The organism is Haladaptatus sp. CMAA 1909 (assembly GCF_043952005.1).
Lineage (GTDB): Archaea > Halobacteriota > Halobacteria > Halobacteriales > Haladaptataceae > Haladaptatus.
Window position 1 is genome coordinate 2,176,178 of record NZ_JBIOAV010000001.1, and the last position, 24,472, is coordinate 2,200,649.

The window sequence follows — 24,472 nt, forward strand, 5'->3', positions numbered from 1 at the left end:
ACCCGACAATGTTTAATAGGTTGGTTTCGTAGCCCCATGCGTAATGTCGGAAGTCTGCTCGACGTGCGGGCTGCCTCAGGAACTTTGCGTCTGTGAAGACGTCGCAAAAGAATCCCAGCAGATCACCATCCGCATCGACGAGCGCCGTTATGGAAAAGAGGTAACGATAATCGAAGGATTTGACCCGAAAGACGTGGACGTCGACAGTCTCTCTTCGGACCTGAAATCGAAGTTTGCCTGCGGTGGCACGGTCGAACAGGGTCAGATAGAACTTCAAGGAAACCATACCGGGCGCGTCGAGGATTTCCTCCGCGACCGCGGGTTCAACGTCGCCTGACGAAGCGCCCGTCGGCCGAATACAACTACACGTTCATTCTTCAGCCGTCTTCGAAGCGTCGAGAGGTGTCACTCCCGCACCCGAAGACGAAGATCCGACCTCAGAACGGCGCGTCGTGTTCGGCGTCGGCCGCCGATTCGAGATCGTACTCCCAGTCGCTCAGGCCGCCGGCCATGCTCTCTACGGATGTGTCAGTCGGGACGCCCTCGTACGACCCGATGAGTCGGGCGGCCTGTACGCTCGATTTGCCGAGGGGACAGACGGTGACGACGCGGTCGGCACCGTCCAACTCGGAAATTCGGTCGGGGAGCGTGTGGAACGGGATGTTCTCGCTTCCGGGAATGTGCCCGCTCTCGAACTGTGGTTCCGGTCGGATATCGACGATTCGAACGTCCTCGTCGGACTCGACCAGTTCGTGCACGTCGTCCGTGGAAATTTCCGCATCCATCGGCCGAGGCTATGGGTGCCGGAAGAATAAGCCACCCGGTTGGGAACCCTACAGCAACCCTTCCTCGCGTGCGAGAAGAAGCGGCGGAAGTCCCCATCCGCACGTCGGCCCGGAGCAAACTTCGTCGATGGCGTCGGAGACGGGAACCGTCCGAACGTCGATGAACTCGTCCGATTCGAGGTGTTGGTCGCCCGGCGAGAGGCCGGACGCGAAGACGACCGCCCGCTGTTTTCGCATACCCGCCGACGGATAGTACGTTTCGAGGAGTTCGACGTTCGTTGCCCGATAGCCGGTCTCCTCGTACAGTTCGCGTTTCGCGGCGCTCTCGTAGGATTCGCCGGGGTCCATTCGACCCGCCGGACAGGAGAGCACTCGCTCGCCGAGTCGCGGGCGGTACTCCTCGATGAGGACGAGTTCGTTGCCCGTTCGGGCCACGATTGCGACGGCGTCCGGCGGGTCGAACCAACTCCGTCGAACCCGCTTCCCGTCCGGACGTTCGAGGGTGTCGTAACCGACCGCGTGCCCGAGGAGCGACAGGCCGCGTCGCGCGCGGAGTTTCCAGTTCATGGGTCGAGCAGGTTCTCCGCCTCCGCGAGGAGGAGCGCTTCTATCGTCGCATCGTTGGCCGGGTCCTCGCGGGCGGCGGCGAGGGCGTCCTCGACCGGAATCGTCCGCACCGAGAGGAACTCGTTGTCGTCCAATTCCCGTTCGACGGGGGTCAGCCCCTCCGCGAAGACGATGCCGCGTTCGTGCCGAAGGACGCCGGTCGCCACCCAGAACGTTTCGAGCAGCGAGAGGCCGTCCGCCTCGAACCCGGTTTCCTCGCGGAGTTCGCGGGCGGCGGCGGTCGTGTAGGATTCGCCGTCCTCGACGATACCGGCGGGACACTCCAAGCAGGCCTTTCGAATCGCGGGACGGTACTGCTCGACGAAGACGACCCGTCCGTCCTCGACGGCGAGGATGACGACGGCGGGCGGGAGGTCCGCCCAGTAGTATTTCTTCGTCGTCCCGTCGGGTTGTTCCACGAGGTCGTAGCCGCCGGTGTACCAGCCGGTTTCGTACTCGGCTTCGGATTCGAGCACCGGCCAGTCGTGGTCGCGCCAGTCGTCGGTCATCGTCGCAACCGATGTGACGCGTGGGTAAAATCGAACTGGTGGGAGAAAGCGGAGGGGAAGGTGGAGGACGAAGAGAAACGGACGAAGGGGGTAAGCGGGATGACGAGGGGGAAGCGGGAGGTAACGAAGTCAGTCGTCGTGGTGGGCCGAGTTGTCCTGTGGGTCGTAGCCCAGCACCTCGCGTGCCCGTTCGATGGAGTAGTATTTGCGGTCGTTGTCCGAGATGCCGTAGACGATTTCGTAGCCGTAGTCGGCGGTCAGACAGCAATCGAACAGGTGAGAACAGTCGCGGTAGGAGAGCCACATGGCCTGTCCGCGCTCGTAATCTATCGGCGGGTGGCCCTCGGTCAGGTTGCCGATTCGGACGCAGGCGACGCTGATGCCGAACTCGTCGTGGTAGTATCGGCCGAGCGTTTCGCCCGCCGCCTTGCTGACGCCGTACAGGTTGCTCGGACGGGGGAGTTCGGTGCCGTCCAATCGGAACTCGTCGTGGGTCCGGTAGAGGTCGGGTTTCCGCTCGTCGGTTTCGTACGCGCCGACGGCGTGGTTCGACGAGGCGAAGACGAACTTCTCGACGCCCGCATCGACCGCCGCCTGCAGGATGGTGTGGGTACCGTCGATGTTGTTTCCGAGCACGCTGTTCCACGGCGCTTCCGGGCGAGGGTCCCCGGCGAGGTGGATTATCGCACCGACGCCGTCCACCGCCTCGTACACGGCGTCGTAGTCGGTGATGTCCGCGACGAAGAATTCGTGAGACGGTTCCGCCGCTGGTGGTTCTCGGTCGAGCAATCGCCACTCGTACTTCGATTCGAGGTCGCCGAGAATCGCCGACCCGACGCGGCCCTCGGAACCCGTGAGCAGAACGGGATCGTCCATTCAATCGGCTAGAGGCACAACCCCGATAAGTACCATACGGTTTTCGGGTGGGATGGGGGACTTAGGCGGTGACGCGGCGGAGAACCTTGTCACGGGCGAGCATGACGCCCGCGATGAGCGCGACGGTTCCCATCCAGACGAACCACAGCGCCATCATGTTATCGCCGGAGAGTGCGTTCTGGATCCCCTGATATTCCGTCAGTGCGCCGAGAACCGTCAACAGTCCCGACCCGGCGACGTACAGCGCGAACACGCCGAGTTCGAGGAGCGATTCGTACATGCTCGTTCATCCGAACGTGGTCCAAAAGAAGCTTTCGTTGGGAGTCCGCTCAGGCGAGACGGGAGAACGCGAGGTTGCCGCGGACGCTCTCGACGTAAATCTGGACCTCGTCGCCCTTCTGTGCGCCGGGGACGAAAATCGTGTACTCGCCGCGTTCGGCGACCCCGTCGCCTTTGCGTCCGGTGCCGGTGATTTTGACCTCGTAGGTCCGACCCTCTTCGACGGCGTCGCGCTGTTGCGTTCGGTTCGTCGTGGTTCGTTTCGTGACCGGGCGGAACGCACCGCAGGCGTCACAGCGGAGCATGAGGTTGCGGTTCTCGCGCACGAGTCGCGTGTCCGGCAGGCCGCACTCCGAACAGATGACGAACTCCTCCACGTACTCGTCCAGCGCGGTGTTGAAGTCGGACTCCGTGAACGACCCGCTGTATCGCGCTTGGCCGTCCTCGTACTTCCCGCTGGTACCGAGTTCGCGCTGGAGCGCGCTGTGAACGTGCTCGCCGTCCCGCGAAAGGGCGTCGGCGATGTCGTCCAAGTTGGTCAGTCGCGTGAACGACCCGTCCTTCTGTACGGCCGGGTCGGGATAGCTGAACCGCTCGTCGCTCGTTTCGAGCTCCGGAACGGCGTCCATGCCTCTGTCGAGGGCTGAATTGTAATCCATATTCTTCGTTGAGAGGTGAAGACGTAAAGGTTCTCCGTGTTCCATGTCATCACGAACTTTAACCCCCCGAGACCTCGTCTCGGCCATGGAACCGACGACCCGAGACGCCGCCTGTTTCGAAGCCGGAATCAAGTTCGGCGCGCTGTATCACCAGTTCGCGGGGACGCCCGTCAGCCCCGAGAGCGCCGACAGTCTGGAACGCGCAATCGAGGAGAGCATCGAGAACCAACCGTTCTGCGAATCGGTCGAAGTGAACATCCTAACCGAAAAACTCGCGGACGAAATCGACCATGGGTACACCGAGTTAACAGGCCGGTTCATGGAAGTCGAAATCGTCGTCGACCACGAGGGAACCGAAGTCGTCACTCGAATGGAGATGGAGGACGGCTACCCGCTGATGAAAATCGAGTCGATTTGAGAGGAGTGAAACACCGAATTCGGCCAGCGAACGAACGTGAGCGATAGGCCGTCCGACTTTCCGCCGAGAACTAGCAACCCCGCCGCGAGCGACGGAGGAGCGAGCGGACTCGGCGCGGACGGAAACGAACGGCGAACGCCAGTGAGCCGTGAGTCGAGGGAGCACCGAGGTTTCGGTCCAGATTTTGCCAGCAGAATCGCGGCTGCGCCGCGATTTCCGCGCAGCAAAAGGTGGAGTTTCACTTCCGGTTTCGGGTTATCTTTTAAATGCAATCCCGTCCAATCAACCGACATGAGCCAAGCTTCCTTCGATGATGAACTGTTCGGCGAAGCGGCGAACGAAATGCGGGAGGACGTCGAGGAGAACCTCGCGGCGGCCCGCGAAGAACTGCCCGCCGTCGAAGCCGTCTGGAAGACGGACGCCGAGAACACGCTCGGGGCCCTCAACGCGCTTCGGTCGGCACTCGACGTGGGCGACGCGGAAGAACACCTCCACGACGCGAAGAAGTGGTACGCGATGGGGCAGCGAGCCGAAGCGTTCGAGGACGCGGACGACCTGGAAGAGGAGATAGAGACCATCGACGCGGCCATCTCGGATATCGAGGACGCCCGCGAGCAGGTCGGCGAGTTGGCGAGTACGATTCCGAGCCTGAAGGGGTCGCTGGAGGAGTTGGAAGCCGAGAACGAGGAGGACGCGGACGAAGGCGAGGCGGAAGCGGCGGACGAGGAAGAAGAAGAGGAAGACGAAGAGTAAGTGTCTACTCGTGGTCGGGGCGAGCGACGTCCCGCGATTCGACCGCCGCGAGCAGTTTCACCAGCGATCGCGTCGCCAGTTCGACCAGTTCCTCCCCGCGCTCCTCGTCGCCGTCCGTCGGGTCGCCGACGACGCCGTTTTCCGTGAACTCCGCGCTGTCGTAGGCGAGGTTGGTGTGGGATACCCACTCGCCCCAGCCGTCGCTCGCGCCCTCGCGGGCGTCCTCGATTCTGTCCTCGTGGACGAGTTCCGGGCGGGTGTGGCGGAGGAACGCGGTTTCGAGCGGTCCGGCGTGGCCCATGTCGCTCCCGTGGTCACCGACCGCCTCGAACCACGTGAACGGGACGGCGTAGGCCTCGTCGTGGCGGGTGATGGTCCCCGCGACTTCCCGAAGCGCGGCCACGTTGCCGCCGTGGCCGTTGACGATGACGACCCGGTCCCATCCGTGATGGGCGAGGCTGGCGACCGTCTCGCGGACGTACCGGCGAAAGGTGTCCTCCGACACCCACAGCGTGCCCGTGAACTGGCGGTGTTCCTCGCTCACGCCGACGGCAATCGGCGGGGCGACGACCACCTCGCCGTCGTAGGCCGACGCGCCCGCGTCCGCGACCACGTCGGCGTTCAGCCAGTCGGTTCCGAGCGGTGCGTGCGGGCCGTGCTGTTCCGTGCTTCCGACGGGGAGAAGCGCGAGGTCCGTCTCCACGTCGTCGGCGTCGGTCCACGTCGCGTCGGAGAGATGCATATCGATTTCGTGGGCGGGAAGCCCCTTGTAATCGCCGGGTCGGCCGGAAGGACTTACTGACTCACCGCTGTCGTCGTTCCCATGTCCGATCGTGAACGAGAACAGGGCGTGGAGTTGGGGGAACTGAGCGAGAAACTGGACGACCACGACTATCCCGCGGACGTGGACGAACTCGTCTCGGAGTACGGCGAGTACGAAATCGGCTATCCGAACGGCTCCGAAACCTTCGAAGAGGTCATCGGACCGCTCAACGAGACGTACGAGTCACCGGACGACGTACGACAGTCGATACTCAACATGGCGGATAGCGATGCGGTCGGTCGCCAACGGTACACGGACCGCGGGGCGGGGGGCGTGGAAACCTCCGAGGAGGACCCGGATCAGGAGTCGTTCTGAACCGGACGCAAGGAGTGATTTCTTCAGGATAGGCTTTCGCTACGAGTGGCGTAGGCGCTCGTTACCATCGTTTTTTAGGGCGAAACCAGTTGAACGGACGACTGCCTTATTCGTCGGAGTCACGACCAACCGACAACTGATGAACAGCGAATACAGACATGCAAGTCTCGACCACGGGTCACGAACGAAATCATGACAGGGGACCAAGTGACGGCGGAAACGGTCTCCTCGCTCCTCGGGGACCGGGAACTGATAGTCGCATCGAATCGACAACCGTACAGTCACGTACGTGAAGACGGGGAGATCACCGTCACCCGTCCCGCGGGTGGGCTTACCTCGGCACTCGACCCCGTAATGCAGTCCGCCGGCGGTACGTGGGTCGCGTGGGGAAGCGGAAACGCGGACTTCGACGTGACTAACGAGAACGGGAGCGTTCGGGTCCCGCCGGAGTCGCCAGCGTACGACCTCCGACGAGTCGAACTCGACGAGGAACGGGTCGAGGGGTACTACTACGGCTACAGCAATCAAGTTCTCTGGCCCATCTGTCACGTTTACCCGTCGAAAATGAACACCGAGACGACGTTCTGGGACCACTATCGGCAGGCGAACCGTGCGTTCGCGGACGCCATCGCCGACGAAGCGACCGAGGAGTCGCTGATCTGGTTCCAAGACTATCATCTCGGGGTGGCACCCCGGATGGTTCGGGAGAACTGTCCGGACGCGTTCTGCATGCAGTTCTGGCACATTCCGTGGGCCTCTTGGGACGCGTTCCAGGCGTGCCCACAGTACGAACGGCTCCTCGACGGGTTGCTGGCGAACGACCTCCTCGGGTTTCACACGGAACGCTACTGTCAGAACTTCCTCGACTGTGCCGCGATGCTGCCGGGAACCCGAGTGGACAGGGCGACTCGGAGCGTCGTCTACGAGGGGAGACGGACGTTCGTTCGTCCCTTCCCGCTCGGTATCGACGCGGACGGACGACGGGAACTCGCCACGTCAAAGGATGCGACGACGTTCTGGCGGGAGTTCCGACGGGAGCACGAACTCGGCGAAGCGGTCGCAGTCGGCGTCGAACGGCTCGATTACACGAAGGGAATCCCCGAACGACTGGCCGCATTGGAGCGGTTTTGGGACCAGCACCCAGAGTGGCGCGGCGAGTTCACGTACGTTCAGAAGGCGAGCGAGAGCAGGACCCAAATCGACGCGTACCGCGAGTTACAGGCGGAGGTCGAAGACGAAGTTGACCGCATCAACGACCGCTTCGGAACCGACGAGTGGACGCCCATCGTCTACCTGAACGAACACCTGCCGAAGGAGGGCTTGGCGGCGCTGTACCGCGAGGCTGACCTCTGCATCGTCAGCGCTCGGCGGGACGGGATGAACCTCGTGGCGAAGGAGTTCGTCGCCTCCCAAGTCGAGGATTCGGGGGTACTCCTCCTGAGCGAGCTAGCGGGTGCGGACGAGGAACTCGGCGACGAGGCGGTGTCGGTCCATCCACACGATACGAAGGGGTTCGTTGATGCGATCGAACGCGCGCTTACGCTTCCCGAATCGGATCGGGAACGACGGATGCACGGCCTCAGGAAACAAGTGCATTCGAACGATGTGTACGCGTGGATGAACACCCAGTTCCGGACCATCGAAGCGATTCAACGAGGTCGTGAAGTGGCGTCGAAATCACTACGACGACAATGAGCGACGACGTACCCGACCCGCTCCGTCATCACCTCTATGCGCTGGTGACGCGATTGCGGGACACGGACGGCATGTTGGCCATGTTCGATTTCGACGGGTCGCTCGCGCCGATAGAGGAGCACCCTGACGATGTTCGACTCCCGCCTGCGACCCGAGAGGTCATCGAAGCACTTCGGGATTCTGAGGACGTCCAAGTCGGCATCGTCAGCGGCCGCGGGTTGGACGACCTGCGGGAACGGGTCGATATCGACGGCATCTCCTACGCGGGAAACCACGGGTTGGAGATCAGTACCGACGGCGAACGACATACGCATCCGGTTGCCGAGGATGCCGCGGACGACATCGCCCGTCTCACCTCGTCCCTCGACGGGAAACTCGCCGACGTGGAGGGAGCGTTCGTCGAGGACAAAGGCGTCACCGCGTCGGTTCACTATCGGCTCGCGAGCGAGGAGCGAGTCCCGGAGGTTCGTGAAGCGGTGCGTGATACCGTCGAAGATACTGCCGACGTGCGCGTTACGACCGGAAAGCAGGTCATCGAACTGCGACCGGACGTGGAGTGGCACAAGGGCCGAGCGATTCGCTGGCTCTACGATCGGCGTGTACCGGACGACGAGACGTGGCTCCCGCTCTACATCGGCGACGACAGAACCGACGAGGACGCGTTCCACGTCCTTCCCGAGACGGGACTCGGGGTCAAAGTCGGACACGAACCACCGACGATGGCGAGTTATCGGGTCGCCGACCCCGCGGCGGTACGGACGACGCTCTCGTGGTTGGCCGAGTACGGTGTCGAGTTCCTTCACTCCGAGCCGACGGTGAACACGGCATCGACGCAGTAGCGGGGAAACCCACCGTTACCCGTCACGAAACCGGTGACGGAGGAACCGAACCGTCTGAACGGTCACGCCGGTTTATTCGGTTTTGTGAATATTCTGGGGCAGAGAGCCAATGGTACCCGACGAGAACACCGGGCGAGAAGCAGAAGAGGGGCGAGCCACCGGAGGGGAGGCGGACGACGCATCGAGATCGGAGGAACGACACGAAGGGCGTTCACATGAAGAGCGACGGCACGAAGGGGAATCTCACGAGGAGCGACCTCACCCGCCAGCGGGGTCGGCACGATACGAAGGAAGACGGCCGCCGGAAGGTGAGTTTGAACGCCCGGTGGGGTCCTCCTCGTATCGTGGCCGGTACGGAAGTCGGATTCCCAAACACGAGCGGGAAGAAAACGACGAGGGGGGACGGGAAATAGAGGTCCGAAAATCCGAGGCGGAATCGAAGGGTGAAAGGAAAGAGGAAGAAGAGACGCGGAAAGAGGAGACGGGGGAGATACCGAAGTACGGCGGCCCCCGTGACCCGGAGTGGAAACGACGACGACAGTTGGTCAGGGAGCGAACGGAGCAGCGACGACGGCAACGCGACGACGAGATACGACAGTACGAATGGCGGACGGACGCCGCGCTCACCCGACAAGGGGATTTGCAGGTCGAAAAAGGCGGACGGCGCTATCACCGCGGTCGACGATAGCCGCCGAGGCGATGCGGATGCGAACCGCCGCGGTCAGTCGCCGGCGGTCGATGCCCGATCGTGATCAGTCGTTAGCGTCCGTTCGTGCCGTTCTACGGGCGGCGCGTTCGATGAACTCCTGTGGTAGTTCGTCGATTTCTCCGGCTTGCACGCCCCAGAGGTGAGCGTACAGGCCGTCGTTCGCGATGAGTTGGTCGTGGCGACCGCGTTCCACGATTTTGCCGCCTTCGAGGACGACGATCTTGTCCGCGTCCTTGATCGTCGAGAGGCGGTGGGCGATGGCGAACGTCGTGCGGTCCTCGGTGAGTTTGTCGAGACTGCGCTGGATGAGCATCTCCGTCTCGGTGTCCACGTCGCTGGTCGCCTCGTCGAGGATGAGGATCTCCGGGTCCTTCAGGATGGCGCGGGCGATGGAGATACGCTGTCGTTGGCCGCCGGAAAGCTTCACGCCGCGTTCCCCGACTTTGGTGTCGTAGCCGTCGGGCAGGTTACTGATGAACTCGTGTGCCTCGGCGGCTTTCGCGGCCTCCTCGATTTCCTCGTCCGTGGCGTCGAACGTCCCGTATTCGATGTTCTCCTTGACCGTCCCGTAGAACAGGAAGGTGTTCTGACTGACGTAGCCGATGTTCCGCCGGATGCTGGGGAGACTCACGTCGCGGAGGTCGGTGCCGTCGATGCGGATCGCTCCCTCGTTCACGTCGTACATGCGGAGGAGGAGTTTGAGGACGGTGGATTTGCCCGCGCCGGTGGGGCCGACGAGTGCCAGCGTGTCGCCGCCCTCGACTTCGAAGGTGATGTCCTCCACGATGGTTTCGCTCTCGTCGTAGCCGAAGGTCACGTCGTCGTAGACGACTTCGCCCTCCGTGACGACGAGGTCCTCCGCGTTCGGGTCCTCCTGAATCCGGCTCGGTTCGTCCATCAGGCCGAAGATGCGGGCGCTGGAGGCGTACGCGCGCTGGTACATGTTGATGATGGATCCGAACTGCGCCATGGGCCAGATGAACCGCTGGGTGAGGAGCATGAACGTGACGAACTCGCCGGGACCCAAGTCCCCCGAGAAGAACCACGGAGCCCCGCCGCGGAATACCCAAAGACCGCCGACGACGAACGTCAGGGCGAACCCCAGACCCGAGAGAATCTGCAGGGACGGGAAGAATTTGATGCGAGTGACGATGGCGTCCCAGTTCGCGCCGAAGTAGTCGCCCGACACGTCCTCGACGCGGTCGGATTCGAACGACTCCGTGTTGCTGGTCTTGATGACTTGAATCCCGCCGAGGTTGTTCTCGAGTCGGGAGTTGACCTCGCCGACGGAGGAGCGCACGTCCGCGTATTTCGGCTGGATTATCTGGATAAACTTGTAGGTGAACAGCGCGATGAGCGGCACCGGAACGAGCGCCACGAGCGCGAGTTGCCAGTTGATGGTGAAGAGGATAGCCGCGATGGCGACGACCATCACACCCAGACGAAACGCGGAGTTCATCCCGTCGTTGAGAAACCGTTCCAATCGGTTCACGTCGTTCGAGAGGATGGACATCATCTCCCCCGTCTGTTTGTCCGAGAAGAACTCCATGTCGAGTCGCTGCATCTTGTCGTACGTGTCGGTCCGAACGGAGTGCTGGATGTTCTGGGCGAACGAGTTCCAGCCCCAGTTACGTCCCCAGTGGAACATCGCCCCCACGCCGAACGCGATTCCGATAACGACGACGGAGAACCAGAACTGACCGGTTTCGGTGGGCGGCGTAATCCGGCGTGCCGCGTTCACGGACAGAAACGGGACTTGTCCGGAGAGGGCTTTCGAATAGGGAATTTGCTCTTCAGTGGAGATTAGCGAGTCGAGGGCGACACCGAGAATTATCGGCGGTAAGAGGTTGAGAATCCGGGCGAAGAAACTGGAGAGGACCCCGACGACGAAGGCGAGCCGATTCTCGCCCCCGTATTCGAAGAACAGACGCCGCATCGGGTTGTCGGCGTTTTCCCGTTGTTCCTCGAACGGGTCGTCTTCGTCTGCGTGTATGCTCATTGTTCTCTCTCAAGGGACACCGTATTGATAAGAGTTTCCTACGAATCGAAACACTCACTCGCAGGTTCGTGTTTTCACCGACACATGGTGCGGCCGATTCGTGCATAAATATTCGGGCAGATGTAAGGAAAATGCGGAGACGAAGCAGTTCACTCGCTGCCGACACGCATACGATCGTACGGCGTTACAACTTGCGGGCTTCGACGTCGGGGTCGATACCGGCCTCGGTCAAATCCATGCGCACGCGGTCACGAAGCGGGTCGGGCACCGTGTTGCGCCCAACCGGAACCGCCACGTCACCGTCCCCCTTCACTTTCCAGTAGATGACGCAGTCGCTGGGTTGGTAGTACTCGATGCTGTAGAAGTCGTCAGCGCCGCGATAGTGTACGCGGGCGGCGAATCCGTCCACCTTCCAACCGTCCTGCTCGCCGAGCGCGGAGAGCGTATCGTCCATACTTGCGGATTGCTAGCGAGCGTGGTAGTCGTTACGAAACGGAGAAAGTAACAGTTATTCCTCCGGAGCGATTTTTCCCGGGTACGGGTTCGTGGTCTAGTTGGTTATGACGCGGCCTTTACAAGGCCGAGGTCGGTGGTTCGAATCCGCCCGAACCCATCGAATTTTGCGAGGAGTTGCCGCATCAGGACATGACGTAGGGAAGATTCGTAGAAGCGAAAAGAGGAGCAGAATCCGTCGTTTTCGGTTCCGGACTTTCGAGAAATCGGTCAACAAAGGTATTGTCATGCTAATAGTGTGCATATCTCGTGACAAGTATTGACACTGTAATCGGGGGTGTTCGAGAGGGAATAACACCTCGAGAACATTGGACGTCGCGGCTCGGGTTCATCATGGCCGCTATCGGGAGCGCGGTGGGGTTGGGCAACATCTGGCGGTTTCCGTACGAGGCGGCACAGAACGGTGGGGCGGCGTTTCTCCTCGCAGATTTCGTCGCGGTGCTCATCATCGGGCTCCCTGCGATGCTCGCGGAGTTCACGATCGGACGGCGGGCACATCGAAACGTCGTGGACGCGTACGGACGCGGCGGGAGCGTTTGGAAGGTTGCAGGCGTTATCGCCGCGATAGCGTCGTTTTGGGTGCTGGCATACTACAGCGTCGTCGGCGGGTGGGTCATTCGCTATCTCATCGAGAGTCCGGGCGGAGCGTACTTCGGCCATCCGGCCTCGCACTTCGAATTCGCCGCCGCCGGACTGGATGCGGTCGCCTTCGCCGCCGTCTTTTTGCTCATTACGGTGGGAATCGTGACGTTCGGCATCGAGCGAGGTATCGAACTCGCGACGAAAGTGATGGTTCCGTCGATAGTCGTTCTGATGGTCGGGCTCGCCATCTACGCGGTGACGCTTCCGGGGTCGGGTGCAGGATACGACTACTTCCTCAACCCGGACTTCGGCTATCTCTTCGCAAACCTCGACACGCTCATCCCGTCCGCTATCGGTGAGGTGCTGTTCACGCTGTCGCTCGGTTCGGGGATAATGATAACGTACGCCTCGTACGTCGAGGAGTCCGACAGCCTCGTTACGGATGGGTTTGCCGTCGTCATCGTGAACACGTTGGTCGGCTACTTGGCCGGACTGACCGTGTTCCCGCTGCTGTTCGCACAGAACGTGAAGCCGGGAGAGGCCGGGGCGGGAGCCATCTTCGTGAGTATCGCGAACGCGTTCCGAACACTGCCGATCGGCGAAGCGTTCGGCGTCGTGTTCTACTTCGTGGTCCTCATCGCCGCCCTCTCGTCGTCCATCAGCCTGCTCGAAATACCGACCGCGTATTTCGTGGACAACTTCGACGTTCGACGGCCGGTCATCGCCGGCGGACTCGGCCTCGCCGCGTTCCTCTTCGGCCTGCCGACCGCATTGAACACGAACACGCTGGAACTGTATGACTCGTTTGCAAGCGAAGTGTTACTGCCGGTCGGAATATTCCTCGTGACCGTCTTCGTCGGATGGGTGTACGGTCGAGAAGCGATGTCGGAACTCGGGGAGGGTCTCCACGAGCGATTCCTGCCGAGATACTGGCTATGGCACGTCCGTATCGTCGTGCTGATTGCGGTTACGATGACGCTCGTGATCAGCGTGACGACGTTCTTCGGCATTCATCTCGTCTGAGGACAGGTACTCCACCCGTCCGAGCGTGAAGAGTTGCTGGTAGCCGATACTCGCGAGGAGGGCGAGGAACGGAAGCGGATACAACCAGTAAGCGCGGTAGGCGCGGACGAAGAGGGGAATCGTCATCGAGAACGCGAGGAGGGTTGCGGTCACGACGGGGGCGTTCGTCGAGCGAAGGATGCGCTTCGACCCGCGTTCAGTGAGGAGTTGGTAGACGACTGCCGCGGCGGGGACGAGGAGGAAGAGGTGTTTGATGGTCGAACGGTAGAGAGCGGCGAGCCAGCGACTCGTGTCGCCGATGAGGGACGGAACGACCGGGTTGGTGGTGTACTTCTTCGCGGCACCGAACGACCAGTAGAGCGCGCCCTGAAAGGACGCGGGTCCCCACGCGAGATACACGAACCCGAAGGAGACGGCGACGACGCCGAGTCCACCGGCGACGAACGTCGCGAGCCATTCCACCCAGTCATCGCGTTCGAGGTAGCGAAGACCGTCGTAGGCGAGAACGGGGATGGCGAACACGGCGTGTTGGGAGAACAGACCCGCCACGGCGATAGTTACACCGCGTGCGAGGGGGTGATCGAACCACAGCGCGAGGAGGATGCCCGCGATGGCGAACGAGCGGACGTTGATGACGGTACCGCCGGTCGCGGGGACGCTCGTCAGGAACAGTAGTCCGGCCATCAATCCGACGCGGGGGGCGTTCCGTTCGGCGCAGATCCGCCAGAGGAGGATGGCCGAAAACGCGTTGACGATGCCGATGAGGACGAAGAAGACGAGCAGATATCGTCCGGTAGCCGCGACGGCGACGTTGAGGAGTTCGAACAGCGGCGGTTTATTGTCCACCGCCGGGCGGACGTACATCGGCTTTCCGGCGAGAACGGCGTTGGCGAGGGGTCGCCAGCAACACCGTACGTCGACGTGTGGCTGCTGCAAACCGGACAGGATCCGAAAGTATCGGTTCAACGTTTCGAGGATACCTACGAGGAGGAATCCGGGGACGATGAAGGTCGAAGTATCGAGCGTTTCGCGTTCAAAGAATGATACGTGCATTGTGATTGCGGGGAGGGGCATCCGAACGGGGGTGTTGTGGAGGGTAAGAATTCGTTCGGTTCTGTTTGCATGTCCACATCAATTGGTAGGATAAATATTTTCTCTTGTTGCCCGATTAGATAGTTAGCGAAATGTTAGATGGGAGATCAGACCGGTCGATACGGGAGCAGTCGAGTGGCGACGGGCAGTGGAGGTGATGCAGCGGTGGAGGGGAGGGATAGGCACTCGCGTCGGCCGGTCAGTAACCGCTCGTTGCTCGGGAGCGCCGCGAGGCAATCCCGAATTACGCTTCCCACGAGAGTTCGACGCCGAGGTCGGACCAGATCCACGCGTCGTCGTTTTCGGGGTCGTACAGTTCGACCCCGCCGTCGATTTCGCGTTCGAGGCAGTCGTCCCATCTATCGGTGTTCTCTTGCACCATTTGGGTATCTCGAAGTGCGGTACCGTGTAGCAATAAGCTTTCTCCCGCCCGCGGTATTCACCGCTTACTCCCTTCCAAAGGGTCGTACAGGTTGTAAAACAGGACGGCGTTATTCCGCCGACGTTTCCCGGGCGGGCGCGGGTGGTTGGAGTTCGATTCCCACGTCGTCGGGGTCCAGAACGTCCGGGAGCGTTCCGTCCCTGTCGCCGGTAATGTCGCCGAGAATCTCCTTCAGATACGCGTTGAACAGCTCGGGGTGTTCGCTCATCGGGAAGTGCCCGATCTGGGCCATCTCGACGGCGGTGGCTCCGTCACCGACCCCCGCCGCCGTCTCCGTTCCGTCCTCGGGCGTGGTGAGGTAGTCGTACTCGCCGTTGACGATGTACAACGGACATTCGTCGGCATCCACTTGGTCGAGTTTGTCCCGGTAGTCGTGGTCCATCGAGTAGTAGTACAGATCGCCTTTGAACACGCCGTTCGCCCCCTGTTCGTACAGATACATCGTCTCCCGTCGGTTCTGCTCCGGGCTCTGTGGAGCCATCAGTCCCCAGCAGGAGTAGGCGTTCACCTCGGTGGTGTTGACCTGCGGATGGTCGAGCCAATCGATGTAGAACCCCGGGCTGTGTGCGCCACACTCCAGTCCGATGAGCGCACGGAACCGGTCGGGATACCAATCGGCCAGTTCGAGGGCGATGTTGCCGCCCATCGACGACCCCATATAGATCGGGTCGTCGAGTTCGAGCGCGTCCGCGAGCGCGACCAGCGTCTCCGTGAACTTCTTCGCCGTCATGGTGTAATCCTCCTCCCACCACGATTGGCTGGTCGGCGGCACCGACTTCCCGTGATACGGCAAGTCGTGAGCGATGACGCGGAAGTCCTCGGTGATCTCCTCGTCCGTGAGGAGATGCCGCCACTGCTGACAGTTGTTGCCCGCGGTGTGCTGACAGAGGAGCGGGATGCCGTCCTCGGGACCGTTCTCCTCGAAGTAAATCCGGTGGTCCACGCCGCCGACGTCCGTGTGAACGTACTTGCCCGTGATCGGCTCTATCGTCCCGTGTTCCGCCATATTAGCTCCCCCCGTTGTGCGCGACGCGCATCAAATCAAGCGCGCGCTGGAACGCCCGCAAATTCTGGAATATCTTCTTGTTGTCCCCTCGCATCCGAAGATGGCCGTCCTCGTTCCTGACCGCGCTGCGATAGTGCGACGCGACGATTTCGTGATTGAACGCGGGCGGGTTCTCCTGAACGAACTCCTCCCACGCCTCGCGGGAGCCTTCGACGCCGAACGACCAGCGGTCGTTCAACGTCGGGTTCGGTCGAATCTCACGAATCGAACCGTCCCGCATCTCGATGAGGAATCGCTCGTCGCCGATTTCGACGTAGAAGTCGTCGTCGAACTTGTCGTGGCCTCGGACCTCCATCTCGGGGTCGCTGTTCACCGTCTCCTTGTACCGTTCCCACCATTCGTGACTGGCGAGATCTGTATCGTTCATGCTATCCCCGAAAGCGAGACGGGAGGGTTCATGATAAAAAGTTGTATAATCAATCCGGTGTGTGCGAAGCGGAATCTGCAAGCGGCTCCCCACAGTCGGGACACCGCTCGTCCGCCATCGTCACCGGCGCGTCACAGGCGGGGCAGAACTCCAGATAGCAGGCACGTTCACCCATGTCAGTTCGTAACACAGGAACGGATAAATGGCTTGTGTTACCCGTCTGTGGGAGCGTCAGCAGTTTTCACTCCGTCCGGCTTTCCTCGGGTGGATTTCGAAATCCTTTTTTGTACCATCCGCCTTTTCCAGGATGAGCCGCCTTAGCTCAGACTGGGAGAGCACTCGACTGAAGATCGAGCTGTCCCCGGTTCAAATCCGGGAGGCGGCATTTTCCTGCGAACAACATCCTGAGCGGCAGAAATGGGACAAGAGTCAACCAAGGACCGTTCGTTTCGACCGGTAGCAGAAACGGCACTTTAATGTACATTTTTAAGAATTAATATTAATCATCTTCGTGAGAATTAAGCATGCGATGTCTGGCAACGACCCGCACAGGAACGGGAGGACGAGAGAGGATACCGACGAGAGCGGTAGAAAAACGGGTGAGCTACCGGTTGCTCGCCGGTCGGTACTACAAGGCGTCGCTGCGATCGGACCGATCGCTGGACTGGCCAGCATGGAAGGGGCGGATTCAGCGGCGGCAACGAGGAGAGACGACGGGACAGTAACCGTGTCGAGTCCGGACGGAACCGTCGAAGCGACGGTGACGTTAGAGCCGTCCGGTGAACTGGAGGACGACCTGCCGGCCGGTCGGATCGCCACGCTCACGGCGAGTCACGACGGAACGACGGTACTCGAACCCTCGCCGCTGGGGATCACCACTCATCTGGGTCAGTTCGTCACTAGCCTCTCTTTGGAGGCCCGGAGCATCGAGGGGATGACCCGGTGCTACGAGACGGTCGGCGGAGACGAGTCGGGAGCACAGACGCTGCGCGCACGCGTTGGCACGCTCACATTCGGCTCCCCGAACGGCGTCATGAAGCTGGAACTGGTCGTGTCGAACGAGGGACTCGCTTACCGCTACCGTCTGCCGGGCGAGGGTCACGTGCTCGTCGACAAAGAGGTGAGCGCGTTCCAAGTTCCGAACGGGTCGACCGTGTGGCTTCACGAGTACGGCGACCACTACGAGTCGCTCTGGAAGGAGGTGGACGCTGAATCCGCGGATGGAAACTTCGGCTTCCCCTGCCTGTTCGGGGTGGACGACGACACGTACACGCTCATCACAGAGGCGAACGTCGACGGAAACTACTGTTCGTCCCACCTGTCGGCCGACTCGTCCGAGGAGGGTTCGGGGTCGCGTCCCGGCCGACGAAACGATCGTGACGAAGTCGTTTTCGGCGACGAGGAGTTCGACTACGACGGAAACTCGACGCTGTTCGAACTCAGATTTGCCGGCACGTACGGCCTTCCTCAAGTCGTCGACGCGACGCTTCCGCTGGCGACGCCGTGGCGGGTCGCGATAGTCGGCGATCTTCCGACCGTCGTAGAATCGGACCTCGTGGCCGCGCTCAACGATCCATCGGAGGTCGAGAATACCTCGTGGATCGACCCGGGTATCGTCAACTGGTCGTGGTGGTCGGATGGGGACAGTCCGCGCGAACTCGAAACCCAAAAGAAATACGTCGACTACGCCGCGGAGCAGGGCTGGGAGTACACGCTCGTCGACCGGGGCTGGCGTCGGGAGTGGATGCCCGAACTCGTGGAGTACGCGAACGAGCGCGACGTCGGTATCATCGCATGGATGGTGTGGTACGACCTCGATACGGAGGCGAAGCGGGAGGTCATCCTCTCCCGATTGAAGTCGTGGGGGGTGAGCGGGATAAAAATCGACTACATGAACGCCGACCGCCAGGATCGGATGCGGTGGTACGACGAGATCCTAGAAGCGACGGCCGAGCACGAACTACTGGTGAACTTCCACGGAGCGACGGTCCCGAAAGGGTGGCGGCGAACGTGGCCGCATCTGCTGACGATGGAAGCCGTACGGGGGGCCGAAACCTACGGTTGGGGAGAGATGCCACCGACTCATAATCTCATTCTCCCGTACACCCGAAACGTCGTCGGTCCAATGGATTACACCCCCGTGACGCTCTCCTCGCGATACGAGGGTCAACCTCGCGCCGCCGAGACGACGCTCGGCCACGAACTCGCTCTGTCGGTCGTCTTTCAGTCGAACCTCCAGCACCTCGCGGACAGTGTCGAGGGCTACCGCGACCATCCACTGGCTGAGCGGTTCCTCGCCGAAGTAAATGCCGCGTGGGACGAGACGACGTTCATCGGCGGCCATCCCGCAGCGGAGGCAACGATGGCCCGCCGCGACGGGGAGCAGTGGTTCGTCGGAAATATCGTCGCCGGCGACGGCCGAGCCGTCACGGTTCCGCTCTCGTTCCTCCCGGATGGTCGACGGTACGACGCTCGCATCGTCAGCGACGCCGACGATGGGTCGTCCCTCGAAGCACGGGAACGGGTCGTCACGGCCGACGCGACGATTTCGGTTCGTGTTCCCCGGAACGGCGGGTTCGCCGTTCGACTCTCCCGGCGGGGTAACGGCCCGTAGTTCGAACTACGGGGAGTATACTCTTCCGCGAAAATATCATACCGAGCGAAGCGCGTTCTTTCGACCGGGGTTTCGAACCCGACGGATCGTGCAACGAACCGAGTATCGAACCCGTCCTCCCGGACCATTCTTCGACCGACCGGCTTTCGAACTCAAATCCCTGCGTCCCTTACCGCATTTGAAAGGAACTTTTAGTTTCGAATCGAAACACACTGTGTGGATACTCGTTTCCCGAACCCGGCGCGATTGACCATTCTCGCGATCGGTCTCGTGCTCGCCCGTCTCGGCCTCGTCGACGCGAAGAACGTCCGTCGGACGACGGATTTGGCGTGGCCGCGCATCGTCACCGGCATCGCTCGGATGTCGAAAAACGCCGTTGACGTGGCGTTCGTCGGCATCGCCATCGGCCCGGCGGCGATCGCGGGCGTCGGGTTCGCCGCGCCGTTCTGGGGGATGGCGTTCTCGCTCGGCGGCGGGTTCGCGGGGGGAACCATCGCGCTCGTCTCACAGCGATACGGTGCCGAGGCCTACGAGGAGATGGGGCAGGCGATTCGGTCGAGCGTCGCGCTCGTGCTGTTGGTCTCACTCCCGGTAGCGGCCATTTTCTGGCTGTTCCCGTCGGAACTCGTCTCGTTGATGACGGGGGACGAGCGGATCGTCGAACTGGGTGCGCGGTACCTGCACATCATCTCGTTCGGCGTTCCGCTCGCGGCGGTCAACCTCGTCGGAAGTCGGATTTACATCGGCGCTGACGACGCGTGGACGCCGATGGTCATTCGAGCGGGCGGCGCGGTGACGAACATCGTCCTGAGCGCCGTGTTCGTCTTCCAGTTCGGGATGGGCGTCGCGGGCGCGGCGTGGGGGACGCTCCTCTCGAACGTCGTCGTGACCGTCGTGTTCGCCATCGGCGTCGTCGCGGGTCGACTCCCCGGCATGGGCGAACTGCCCGTGAAGGTAGACCCGTTCGGGAAGTACCTCGACGTGGAAACGCTTCGACAGGTGGTGCAGATAGGTCTGCCGGTCGTCGGTCGGAACATGGTGTGGACGGTCGCCAAGTTCCCGATGCTGGCCATCGTCGCCCTGTTCGGTCCGAGCGTCGCGGCGGCGTACGTCATCAGCCGTCGGATTTGGGGCCTGATGAACACGCCCGGATGGGGCTTCGGCTTGGCGTCGAGCAGCCTCGTCGGCCAAGAACTCGGGGCGGGAGACGAACGAAGCGCGGAGATCTACGCCCGCGACGTCGTCCTTTTCTCGGTGGCGACGTACGTCGTCGCGGCGGCCATCGTGTTCGCGTTCGCGCGACCCATCGTCCTGTCGTTCGTTTCGGACCCGAACGACCCGGCGGTGCCGCACGCCATCACGTTGGTCTACGTCTCGTGTTTCGCCATTCTGGCGCAGGGAGTCAACGGTGCGGTCGCCGGTCCTCTCGACGCCAGCGGCGACACGCGCTGGCCGTTCATGGCCCAGGCGGTCGGCATGTTCCTGTGTTCGATTCCGTTGGCGTATCTCGGGACCACGACGCCGCTCGCGCTGTGGGGACTGTACCTCTCGTACGTCGCCGAGACGACGGTTCCGGCGATTCTCAACTACTACCGGTTTTCGACCGGACGCTGGAAAGTCATCAGCCGTCAGTTCCGTCCCGAAGCGTCGTACGCGGACGACTGAGGCGATTTCGTCGCCGACCGAGGTAGGGTTATACTGAACGATGGCGTAGGGATATCGAGCGATGACGCAACCGCTCTGAGCCATCATGCACGTTTCGAAAACACCGCGTCGATTCCTCTCCCATCAGCGACATCCCGTGGTTCTGTTCACCTACGGCGTCGCGCTCCTCGCGTGGATACTGTTCGCAACTCGAAGGCTACCCACGTTGGGGTCGGCGATGGCGATGGACATGGCCGCTCCCGGGATGCCGGAAGCGATGGCGCTCTCGAACGGGGCGATGGGTGTCGGCCTGTATCTGTTCGTCTGGGGAATCATGATGACCGCGATGATGTACCCGTCGTCGGCCCACGCGTTTCGAGCGTACTACGACGCGGAAGAACCCTACGACGGGAAGGGACCGAGGACGAGAGCGCGGAAAGCGGTCGCCGTCGTTTCGATGATGGGCACGTACACGCTCGTCTGGCTTCTCACGGGACTCGTCCCGCTGGCGTTCAACCTCGCCGTTCCGATTGCGGATATCGCACCGGAAAGGCGCGTCTTTCTGCTGGCGGCGACGCTGTTGGTGCTGTCGGCCTATCAGCTCTCGTCGGCCAAACGTCGGCATCTGAAACACTGTCGGACGCCGAGCGGCGACTTCGAGGGGAACGGTTCGGGCGGTAGGAGCGCGGTCCGATCGGGATGGCGACTGAGCCTGGATAGCGTCGGTTGTTGTTGGGCGCTGATGGCGCTGATGGTCGTCGTCGGGTCGATGAACCTCCTTTGGATGGTGGCCATCACCGCGCTGATATCGGTCGAGATACTGGCACCCGACGGGGAAGGGTTGGCACGGGGAATCGGGGTTCTCTCCGGCATCGCAGGGGTCGGTTTGGTAGTTGCCGGAATACTCTGGTTTCTGGTAGTTGCCGGAATCCTTTGAGCGAGTCTTCGTTACATGTCCCCTTTCGCCCACAAACCGTAACCGTAGCGCGGATGAATCCACGTTCGTCATGAAAATATCGACCGTCGTGTTGCTCCTCGGTGCCGTACTGTTCGTCCTCCCGGTCCCCGGAACGTTCATCCTCGGCGGGTTGGTCCTCCTCGTGGGAGGAGTTACACGGTTCCTCGGGGAGTAATAAACCCGATGTTCGTGGTAACACCCCCCTCGGAAGGATTATGAGGGGAGCCCGACTCCGTACAAAAGCAATGGCGAAAGGCAAAGTTGATTTCTTCAACGACACTGGCGGCTACGGTTTCATCGAGACGGACGACGCGGACGACGACGTTTTCTTCCATATGGAAGACGTGGGCGGCGCTGACCTCGAAGAGGGACAGGAAATCGAATTCGATATCGAACAGGCCCCGAAGGGCCCCCGAGCGAAGAACGTCACCCGTCTGTAATCGGGCGACGCTTTTGTGAGAAATACGTTACTACTACACTTTTAGCGACTCGAAACCGAACAGCGGTGCGACCGAACGGGGCGCCACGTACCGGGTCGAGCCGACGACGAGAACGACGGATAGCGACGGCGTCGAGGGGAGGCGACGATGGAAGAGCTCCGGTGGACGGCGATGAACTACGAACGGAACGACGCCGCGAACTGGATAACACAGGAGGACAGAAGGATAACACAGGAGGACAGAAGGATAACACAGGAGGACAGAACCACCACGGTTTTCACTATAAAGCACAATACTGTACGTATCCGAACGAGGTCGATATCCAGCTATGACGAACGAAGAGACGGACGAACCACCGGATACGAGTGGTACGGAACTCGGCGCGGGACTGTTCGAGGAAAACATGGGTCCGAGTTCGTCGCTCGCACACCTGTACCGTGGAGAGATCCACCGAATGAAGTTCTGGCGTGAGCGACTCGACCGGACGAGCAACTGGGCGATAACGTTGATGGCGGCCATCCTGACGTGGGCGTTTTCGAGTCGGAGCAATCCCCATTACATCGTCCTCCTCGCTATCATCACGGTGAGCATCTTCCTGCTCATCGAAGCACGCCGCTATCGGGCGTACGACATCTGGCGTTCGCGGGTACGGATGCTCCAGCAGAACGTGTTCGCGCTGGCGCTCGACGACACCGAGGGCGTCGTGGACGAGGACTGGCGACGGAAACTGAGCGAGGACTACCGCAGACCCAAGATGAAGGTGTCCTTGGAGGAGGCGCTGGCCCATCGGCTTCGGCGGGTGTACGCGCCGCTGTTCTTCGTCCTCCTCGTGGCGTGGGTGTTCCAGTTGACGGCCTACACGCCGACGGCGGTGTGGCCCCACGCTGCCGCGATCGGGTGGCTCCCCGGAAGCGCGGTCACGGGCATCGTCGTTGCGTTCTACGCCGGAATAGTCCTCGTCGCCTACCGCCCCCGAACGTGGCATATCAACGGCGAAATCCTGCCGAGTGCGAACGATGTGACCGGATGGGACTCCTCGCGGGAGTAAGTGGGTCGCGTTTCGTCGCGAGGGTCATCTCGTGGGATGATACGACGCGCGGTTTGGTGAAATTTTAACAGGACCGAATCCGAATTCCGGCCATGACCGAGAAGGAAACCGTCCGGCGCGGATACGACGGCTTGGCGGAGACGTACGCCGCCGAACGGCCCGACGAGGGCCGTGGAGTCGAACTGCTCGACCGATTTCTCACTCCGGTCGCCGAATCGGCACGCGTCCTCGACGTTGGCTGTGGGCAGGGAAAGCCGGTCCTCCGCCGGTCGAGTGCGGAGGCGACGGCGGTCGGCATCGATTTCTCCCGCGAGCAACTGGCGTTAGCGACCCGAAACGCGCCCGGTGCGTCCCTCGCACAGGGCGATATGACGACCCTTCCCTTTCGGGACGGGACGTTCGATGCCATCATCGCCTATCACTCGCTGATTCACGTTCCGATGGGCGAACACCGAGCGACCATCGAGGAATTCGCGCGGGTTCTGTGTCCCGGCGGTCGATTGCTCGTCTCCGAAGGGCCGGGGGAATGGAGCGGGGAGAATCCCGATTGGCTCGAAAGCGGCGTCGAGATGCAGTGGGACATCGCCGGAGCGGACGCGACACGTGAGCAGTTGCGAGACGCCGGTTTCGACATTCTCGACGAATGGAGCGTGGCGAACGCGCTTGCGGGAGACGACGGCCACTGGGTGTTCTTCTCGGCGGAACTCGACGGATAGGAAGTGAGGGCGGTCAGTCGTGTTCCCCCGAAAGTCGGGCCTGAATCGTTTCGACCGTTTCGGAGAGGAGACTCGTCCCGAACAGGGCGACCAACACCGCACCGACGGCGTCGAAGATGAGGTCGACGATGGTGTCGTTCAGTCCGTACTGGATGAGGACGGGTTCCACGCCGACCGTTCGGGCGCTCGTCCGTGCCACGAACTCCAGAACTTCCCACAGGACGCCGGACGCGAGCGTGAACAGGAGGACGTAGACGAACATGAATCGCGGCGGGAAGTACACCGCGTCGGAGTGTTTGTCGAAGGCTCGCGCCGTCGCGTACCCGACGCTCGCGACGAGCGTGGCCGAGAGGAAATGAGTGAGGTGGTCCCACCACCAGACCTCCTCGTAGAGGCCGAGCATGCCGACGGCGTGGAGGAAGACGGCGAGGGTTATCCACAGCGTCAACCACGGGTCGAGCGAGAGACGGTAATCCCGCTCCAAAACGCCGGGAAGGACGGTGATACCGAAGGCGAAGATGCCGTTTACCAACACCCCCACGTTCCGCGTCGCGAGGCCAACGAACGCGATGCTGGCGATGGCCAGTTGCAACCACCGGACGAGGCGGTACGAGGAGGTGTCGGTCGCCATCCCGAGTTGCGGTAGGGGCGGGGCAAAGTAAACGATGGCTGTCGTAAGCGTTCTGATTTGTTTTGTGCTAC

At 61.8% G+C, this 24,472-nt stretch carries 30 protein-coding genes and 2 tRNA genes; 17 read left to right on the plus strand and 15 right to left on the minus strand.

Features of this window, described 5'->3' with window-relative positions; translation table 11 throughout:
• The first annotated feature begins 43 nt into the window (after positions 1-43).
• A complete protein-coding gene (gene yciH / locus ACGYLY_RS11910) occupies positions 44-337 on the plus strand; it encodes a stress response translation initiation inhibitor YciH (protein WP_007979767.1) in 294 nt (97 codons plus the stop codon).
• A 100-nt stretch (positions 338-437) separates the two neighbouring features.
• Here yciH and ACGYLY_RS11915 read toward each other — a convergent pair whose 3' ends face one another.
• The 6 genes from ACGYLY_RS11915 to ACGYLY_RS11940 form a co-directional block, all read right to left on the minus strand.
• Positions 438-785, minus strand: a complete 348-nt coding sequence (locus tag ACGYLY_RS11915) for a rhodanese-like domain-containing protein (protein ID WP_395281399.1) — start codon at positions 783-785, stop codon at positions 438-440.
• Positions 786-833: 48 nt separating this feature from the next.
• Positions 834-1,352: an NUDIX hydrolase gene (locus ACGYLY_RS11920; protein WP_395281398.1), complete on the minus strand. Its 519-nt coding sequence runs from the start codon at positions 1,350-1,352 to the stop codon at positions 834-836.
• Entirely contained in the window at positions 1,349-1,900 is a 552-nt protein-coding gene (locus ACGYLY_RS11925; RefSeq protein WP_395281397.1) for an NUDIX hydrolase, read from the minus strand. The genes ACGYLY_RS11920 and ACGYLY_RS11925 overlap by 4 nt, the downstream gene beginning before the upstream one ends.
• 129 nt (positions 1,901-2,029) lie before the next feature.
• A complete protein-coding gene (gene azf / locus ACGYLY_RS11930) occupies positions 2,030-2,776 on the minus strand; it encodes an NAD-dependent glucose-6-phosphate dehydrogenase Azf (RefSeq protein ID WP_395281396.1) in 747 nt (248 codons plus the stop codon).
• A 61-nt stretch (positions 2,777-2,837) separates the two neighbouring features.
• The gene (locus tag ACGYLY_RS11935) at positions 2,838-3,056 is read right to left on the minus strand and encodes a hypothetical protein (RefSeq protein ID WP_231184805.1); all 219 of its coding nucleotides are present in this window, start codon (positions 3,054-3,056) and stop codon (positions 2,838-2,840) included.
• 49 nt (positions 3,057-3,105) lie between these two features.
• Complete coding sequence (locus tag ACGYLY_RS11940; protein ID WP_395281395.1) at positions 3,106-3,714, minus strand: translation initiation factor IF-2 subunit beta; 609 nt, start codon at positions 3,712-3,714, stop codon at positions 3,106-3,108.
• Positions 3,715-3,799: 85 nt separating this feature from the next.
• Here ACGYLY_RS11940 and ACGYLY_RS11945 point away from each other — a divergent pair, with 85 nt between their 5' ends.
• Together ACGYLY_RS11945 and ACGYLY_RS11950 are read left to right on the plus strand one after the other, a co-directional pair.
• Complete coding sequence (locus tag ACGYLY_RS11945; protein ID WP_395281393.1) at positions 3,800-4,132, plus strand: dihydroneopterin aldolase family protein; 333 nt, start codon at positions 3,800-3,802, stop codon at positions 4,130-4,132.
• A 291-nt stretch (positions 4,133-4,423) separates the two neighbouring features.
• Positions 4,424-4,885, plus strand: a complete 462-nt coding sequence (locus ACGYLY_RS11950; protein ID WP_395281392.1) for a DUF5790 family protein — start codon at positions 4,424-4,426, stop codon at positions 4,883-4,885.
• Positions 4,886-4,889: 4 nt separating this feature from the next.
• Here the strand turns inward: ACGYLY_RS11950 and ACGYLY_RS11955 are convergent, their stop codons facing one another.
• Positions 4,890-5,627: a creatininase family protein gene (locus ACGYLY_RS11955; RefSeq protein WP_395281391.1), complete on the minus strand. Its 738-nt coding sequence runs from the start codon at positions 5,625-5,627 to the stop codon at positions 4,890-4,892.
• 81 nt (positions 5,628-5,708) lie between these two features.
• On the opposite strand from ACGYLY_RS11955, the gene ACGYLY_RS11960 reads away from it, so the two are divergent.
• The 4 genes from ACGYLY_RS11960 to ACGYLY_RS11975 all read left to right on the plus strand — a co-directional run bounded on the left by ACGYLY_RS11960 (position 5,709) and on the right by ACGYLY_RS11975 (position 9,245).
• Entirely contained in the window at positions 5,709-6,023 is a 315-nt protein-coding gene (locus ACGYLY_RS11960) for a hypothetical protein (RefSeq protein WP_395281390.1), read from the plus strand.
• 192 nt (positions 6,024-6,215) lie between these two features.
• Complete coding sequence (locus ACGYLY_RS11965; RefSeq protein WP_395281389.1) at positions 6,216-7,718, plus strand: trehalose-6-phosphate synthase; 1,503 nt, start codon at positions 6,216-6,218, stop codon at positions 7,716-7,718.
• Positions 7,715-8,557: a trehalose-phosphatase gene (gene otsB, locus ACGYLY_RS11970; protein WP_395281388.1), complete on the plus strand. Its 843-nt coding sequence runs from the start codon at positions 7,715-7,717 to the stop codon at positions 8,555-8,557. Before ACGYLY_RS11965 ends, otsB begins: the two co-directional genes overlap by 4 nt.
• Before the next feature lie 109 nt (positions 8,558-8,666).
• Positions 8,667-9,245 (plus strand): hypothetical protein, encoded by a 579-nt coding sequence (locus ACGYLY_RS11975; RefSeq protein ID WP_395281387.1) that lies wholly within the window; start codon positions 8,667-8,669, stop codon positions 9,243-9,245.
• 64 nt (positions 9,246-9,309) lie between these two features.
• On the opposite strand, the gene ACGYLY_RS11980 is transcribed toward ACGYLY_RS11975, so the two are convergent.
• Both ACGYLY_RS11980 and ACGYLY_RS11985 read right to left on the minus strand, forming a co-directional pair.
• Positions 9,310-11,265: an ABC transporter ATP-binding protein gene (locus ACGYLY_RS11980; protein WP_395281386.1), complete on the minus strand. Its 1,956-nt coding sequence runs from the start codon at positions 11,263-11,265 to the stop codon at positions 9,310-9,312.
• Positions 11,266-11,449: 184 nt separating this feature from the next.
• Positions 11,450-11,719 (minus strand): hypothetical protein, encoded by a 270-nt coding sequence (locus tag ACGYLY_RS11985; protein WP_395281385.1) that lies wholly within the window; start codon positions 11,717-11,719, stop codon positions 11,450-11,452.
• An 85-nt stretch (positions 11,720-11,804) separates the two neighbouring features.
• On the opposite strand from ACGYLY_RS11985, the gene ACGYLY_RS11990 reads away from it, so the two are divergent.
• Together ACGYLY_RS11990 and ACGYLY_RS11995 are read left to right on the plus strand one after the other, a co-directional pair.
• Positions 11,805-11,878: transfer RNA gene (locus ACGYLY_RS11990), tRNA-Val, on the plus strand.
• 191 nt (positions 11,879-12,069) lie between these two features.
• Positions 12,070-13,383 (plus strand): sodium-dependent transporter, encoded by a 1,314-nt coding sequence (locus ACGYLY_RS11995; RefSeq protein WP_395284118.1) that lies wholly within the window; start codon positions 12,070-12,072, stop codon positions 13,381-13,383.
• Here ACGYLY_RS11995 and ACGYLY_RS12000 read toward each other — a convergent pair.
• The 5 genes from ACGYLY_RS12000 to ACGYLY_RS12020 all read right to left on the minus strand — a co-directional run bounded on the left by ACGYLY_RS12000 (position 13,294) and on the right by ACGYLY_RS12020 (position 16,525).
• Positions 13,294-14,436: a hypothetical protein gene (locus ACGYLY_RS12000; protein WP_395281383.1), complete on the minus strand. Its 1,143-nt coding sequence runs from the start codon at positions 14,434-14,436 to the stop codon at positions 13,294-13,296. The two genes, ACGYLY_RS11995 and ACGYLY_RS12000, sit on opposite strands and share 90 nt — an antisense overlap.
• A 283-nt stretch (positions 14,437-14,719) precedes the next feature.
• A complete protein-coding gene (locus tag ACGYLY_RS12005) occupies positions 14,720-14,857 on the minus strand; it encodes a hypothetical protein (protein ID WP_231184818.1) in 138 nt (45 codons plus the stop codon).
• 109 nt (positions 14,858-14,966) lie between these two features.
• The gene (locus ACGYLY_RS12010; RefSeq protein WP_395281382.1) at positions 14,967-15,923 is read right to left on the minus strand and encodes an alpha/beta fold hydrolase; all 957 of its coding nucleotides are present in this window, start codon (positions 15,921-15,923) and stop codon (positions 14,967-14,969) included.
• 1 nt (position 15,924) lies between these two features.
• Positions 15,925-16,350, minus strand: coding sequence for a hypothetical protein (locus ACGYLY_RS12015; protein WP_395281381.1), 426 nt, complete (start codon positions 16,348-16,350; stop codon positions 15,925-15,927).
• 49 nt (positions 16,351-16,399) lie between these two features.
• Complete coding sequence (locus tag ACGYLY_RS12020) at positions 16,400-16,525, minus strand: hypothetical protein (RefSeq protein WP_395281380.1); 126 nt, start codon at positions 16,523-16,525, stop codon at positions 16,400-16,402.
• Between the two features lie 136 nt (positions 16,526-16,661).
• On the opposite strand from ACGYLY_RS12020, the gene ACGYLY_RS12025 reads away from it, so the two are divergent.
• From ACGYLY_RS12025 to ACGYLY_RS12060, 8 genes are all read left to right on the plus strand, one after another.
• Positions 16,662-16,735, plus strand: a tRNA-Phe gene (locus tag ACGYLY_RS12025).
• A gap of 144 nt (positions 16,736-16,879) precedes the next feature.
• On the plus strand, positions 16,880-18,964 hold the full coding sequence (locus ACGYLY_RS12030; RefSeq protein ID WP_395281379.1) for a glycoside hydrolase family 97 catalytic domain-containing protein: 2,085 nt from the start codon (positions 16,880-16,882) through the stop codon (positions 18,962-18,964).
• 216 nt (positions 18,965-19,180) lie between these two features.
• Positions 19,181-20,629 carry an MATE family efflux transporter gene (locus ACGYLY_RS12035; protein WP_395281378.1) on the plus strand — a complete coding sequence of 483 codons (1,449 nt, stop codon included), beginning with the start codon at positions 19,181-19,183 and terminating at the stop codon, positions 20,627-20,629.
• Between the two features lie 85 nt (positions 20,630-20,714).
• On the plus strand, positions 20,715-21,545 hold the full coding sequence (locus ACGYLY_RS12040; RefSeq protein WP_395281377.1) for a DUF2182 domain-containing protein: 831 nt from the start codon (positions 20,715-20,717) through the stop codon (positions 21,543-21,545).
• Positions 21,546-21,615: 70 nt separating this feature from the next.
• Positions 21,616-21,741 (plus strand): hypothetical protein, encoded by a 126-nt coding sequence (locus ACGYLY_RS12045; RefSeq protein ID WP_255665823.1) that lies wholly within the window; start codon positions 21,616-21,618, stop codon positions 21,739-21,741.
• 70 nt (positions 21,742-21,811) lie between these two features.
• Positions 21,812-22,006, plus strand: coding sequence for a cold-shock protein (locus tag ACGYLY_RS12050; protein ID WP_231184824.1), 195 nt, complete (start codon positions 21,812-21,814; stop codon positions 22,004-22,006).
• Positions 22,007-22,334: 328 nt separating this feature from the next.
• Positions 22,335-23,054, plus strand: coding sequence for a DUF2270 domain-containing protein (locus tag ACGYLY_RS12055; protein WP_395281376.1), 720 nt, complete (start codon positions 22,335-22,337; stop codon positions 23,052-23,054).
• 92 nt (positions 23,055-23,146) lie between these two features.
• A complete protein-coding gene (locus ACGYLY_RS12060; RefSeq protein WP_395281375.1) occupies positions 23,147-23,770 on the plus strand; it encodes a class I SAM-dependent methyltransferase in 624 nt (207 codons plus the stop codon).
• Between the two features lie 13 nt (positions 23,771-23,783).
• On the opposite strand, the gene ACGYLY_RS12065 is transcribed toward ACGYLY_RS12060, so the two are convergent.
• Complete coding sequence (locus ACGYLY_RS12065) at positions 23,784-24,401, minus strand: hypothetical protein (RefSeq protein ID WP_395281374.1); 618 nt, start codon at positions 24,399-24,401, stop codon at positions 23,784-23,786.
• Between the last annotated feature and the right edge of the window lie 71 nt (positions 24,402-24,472).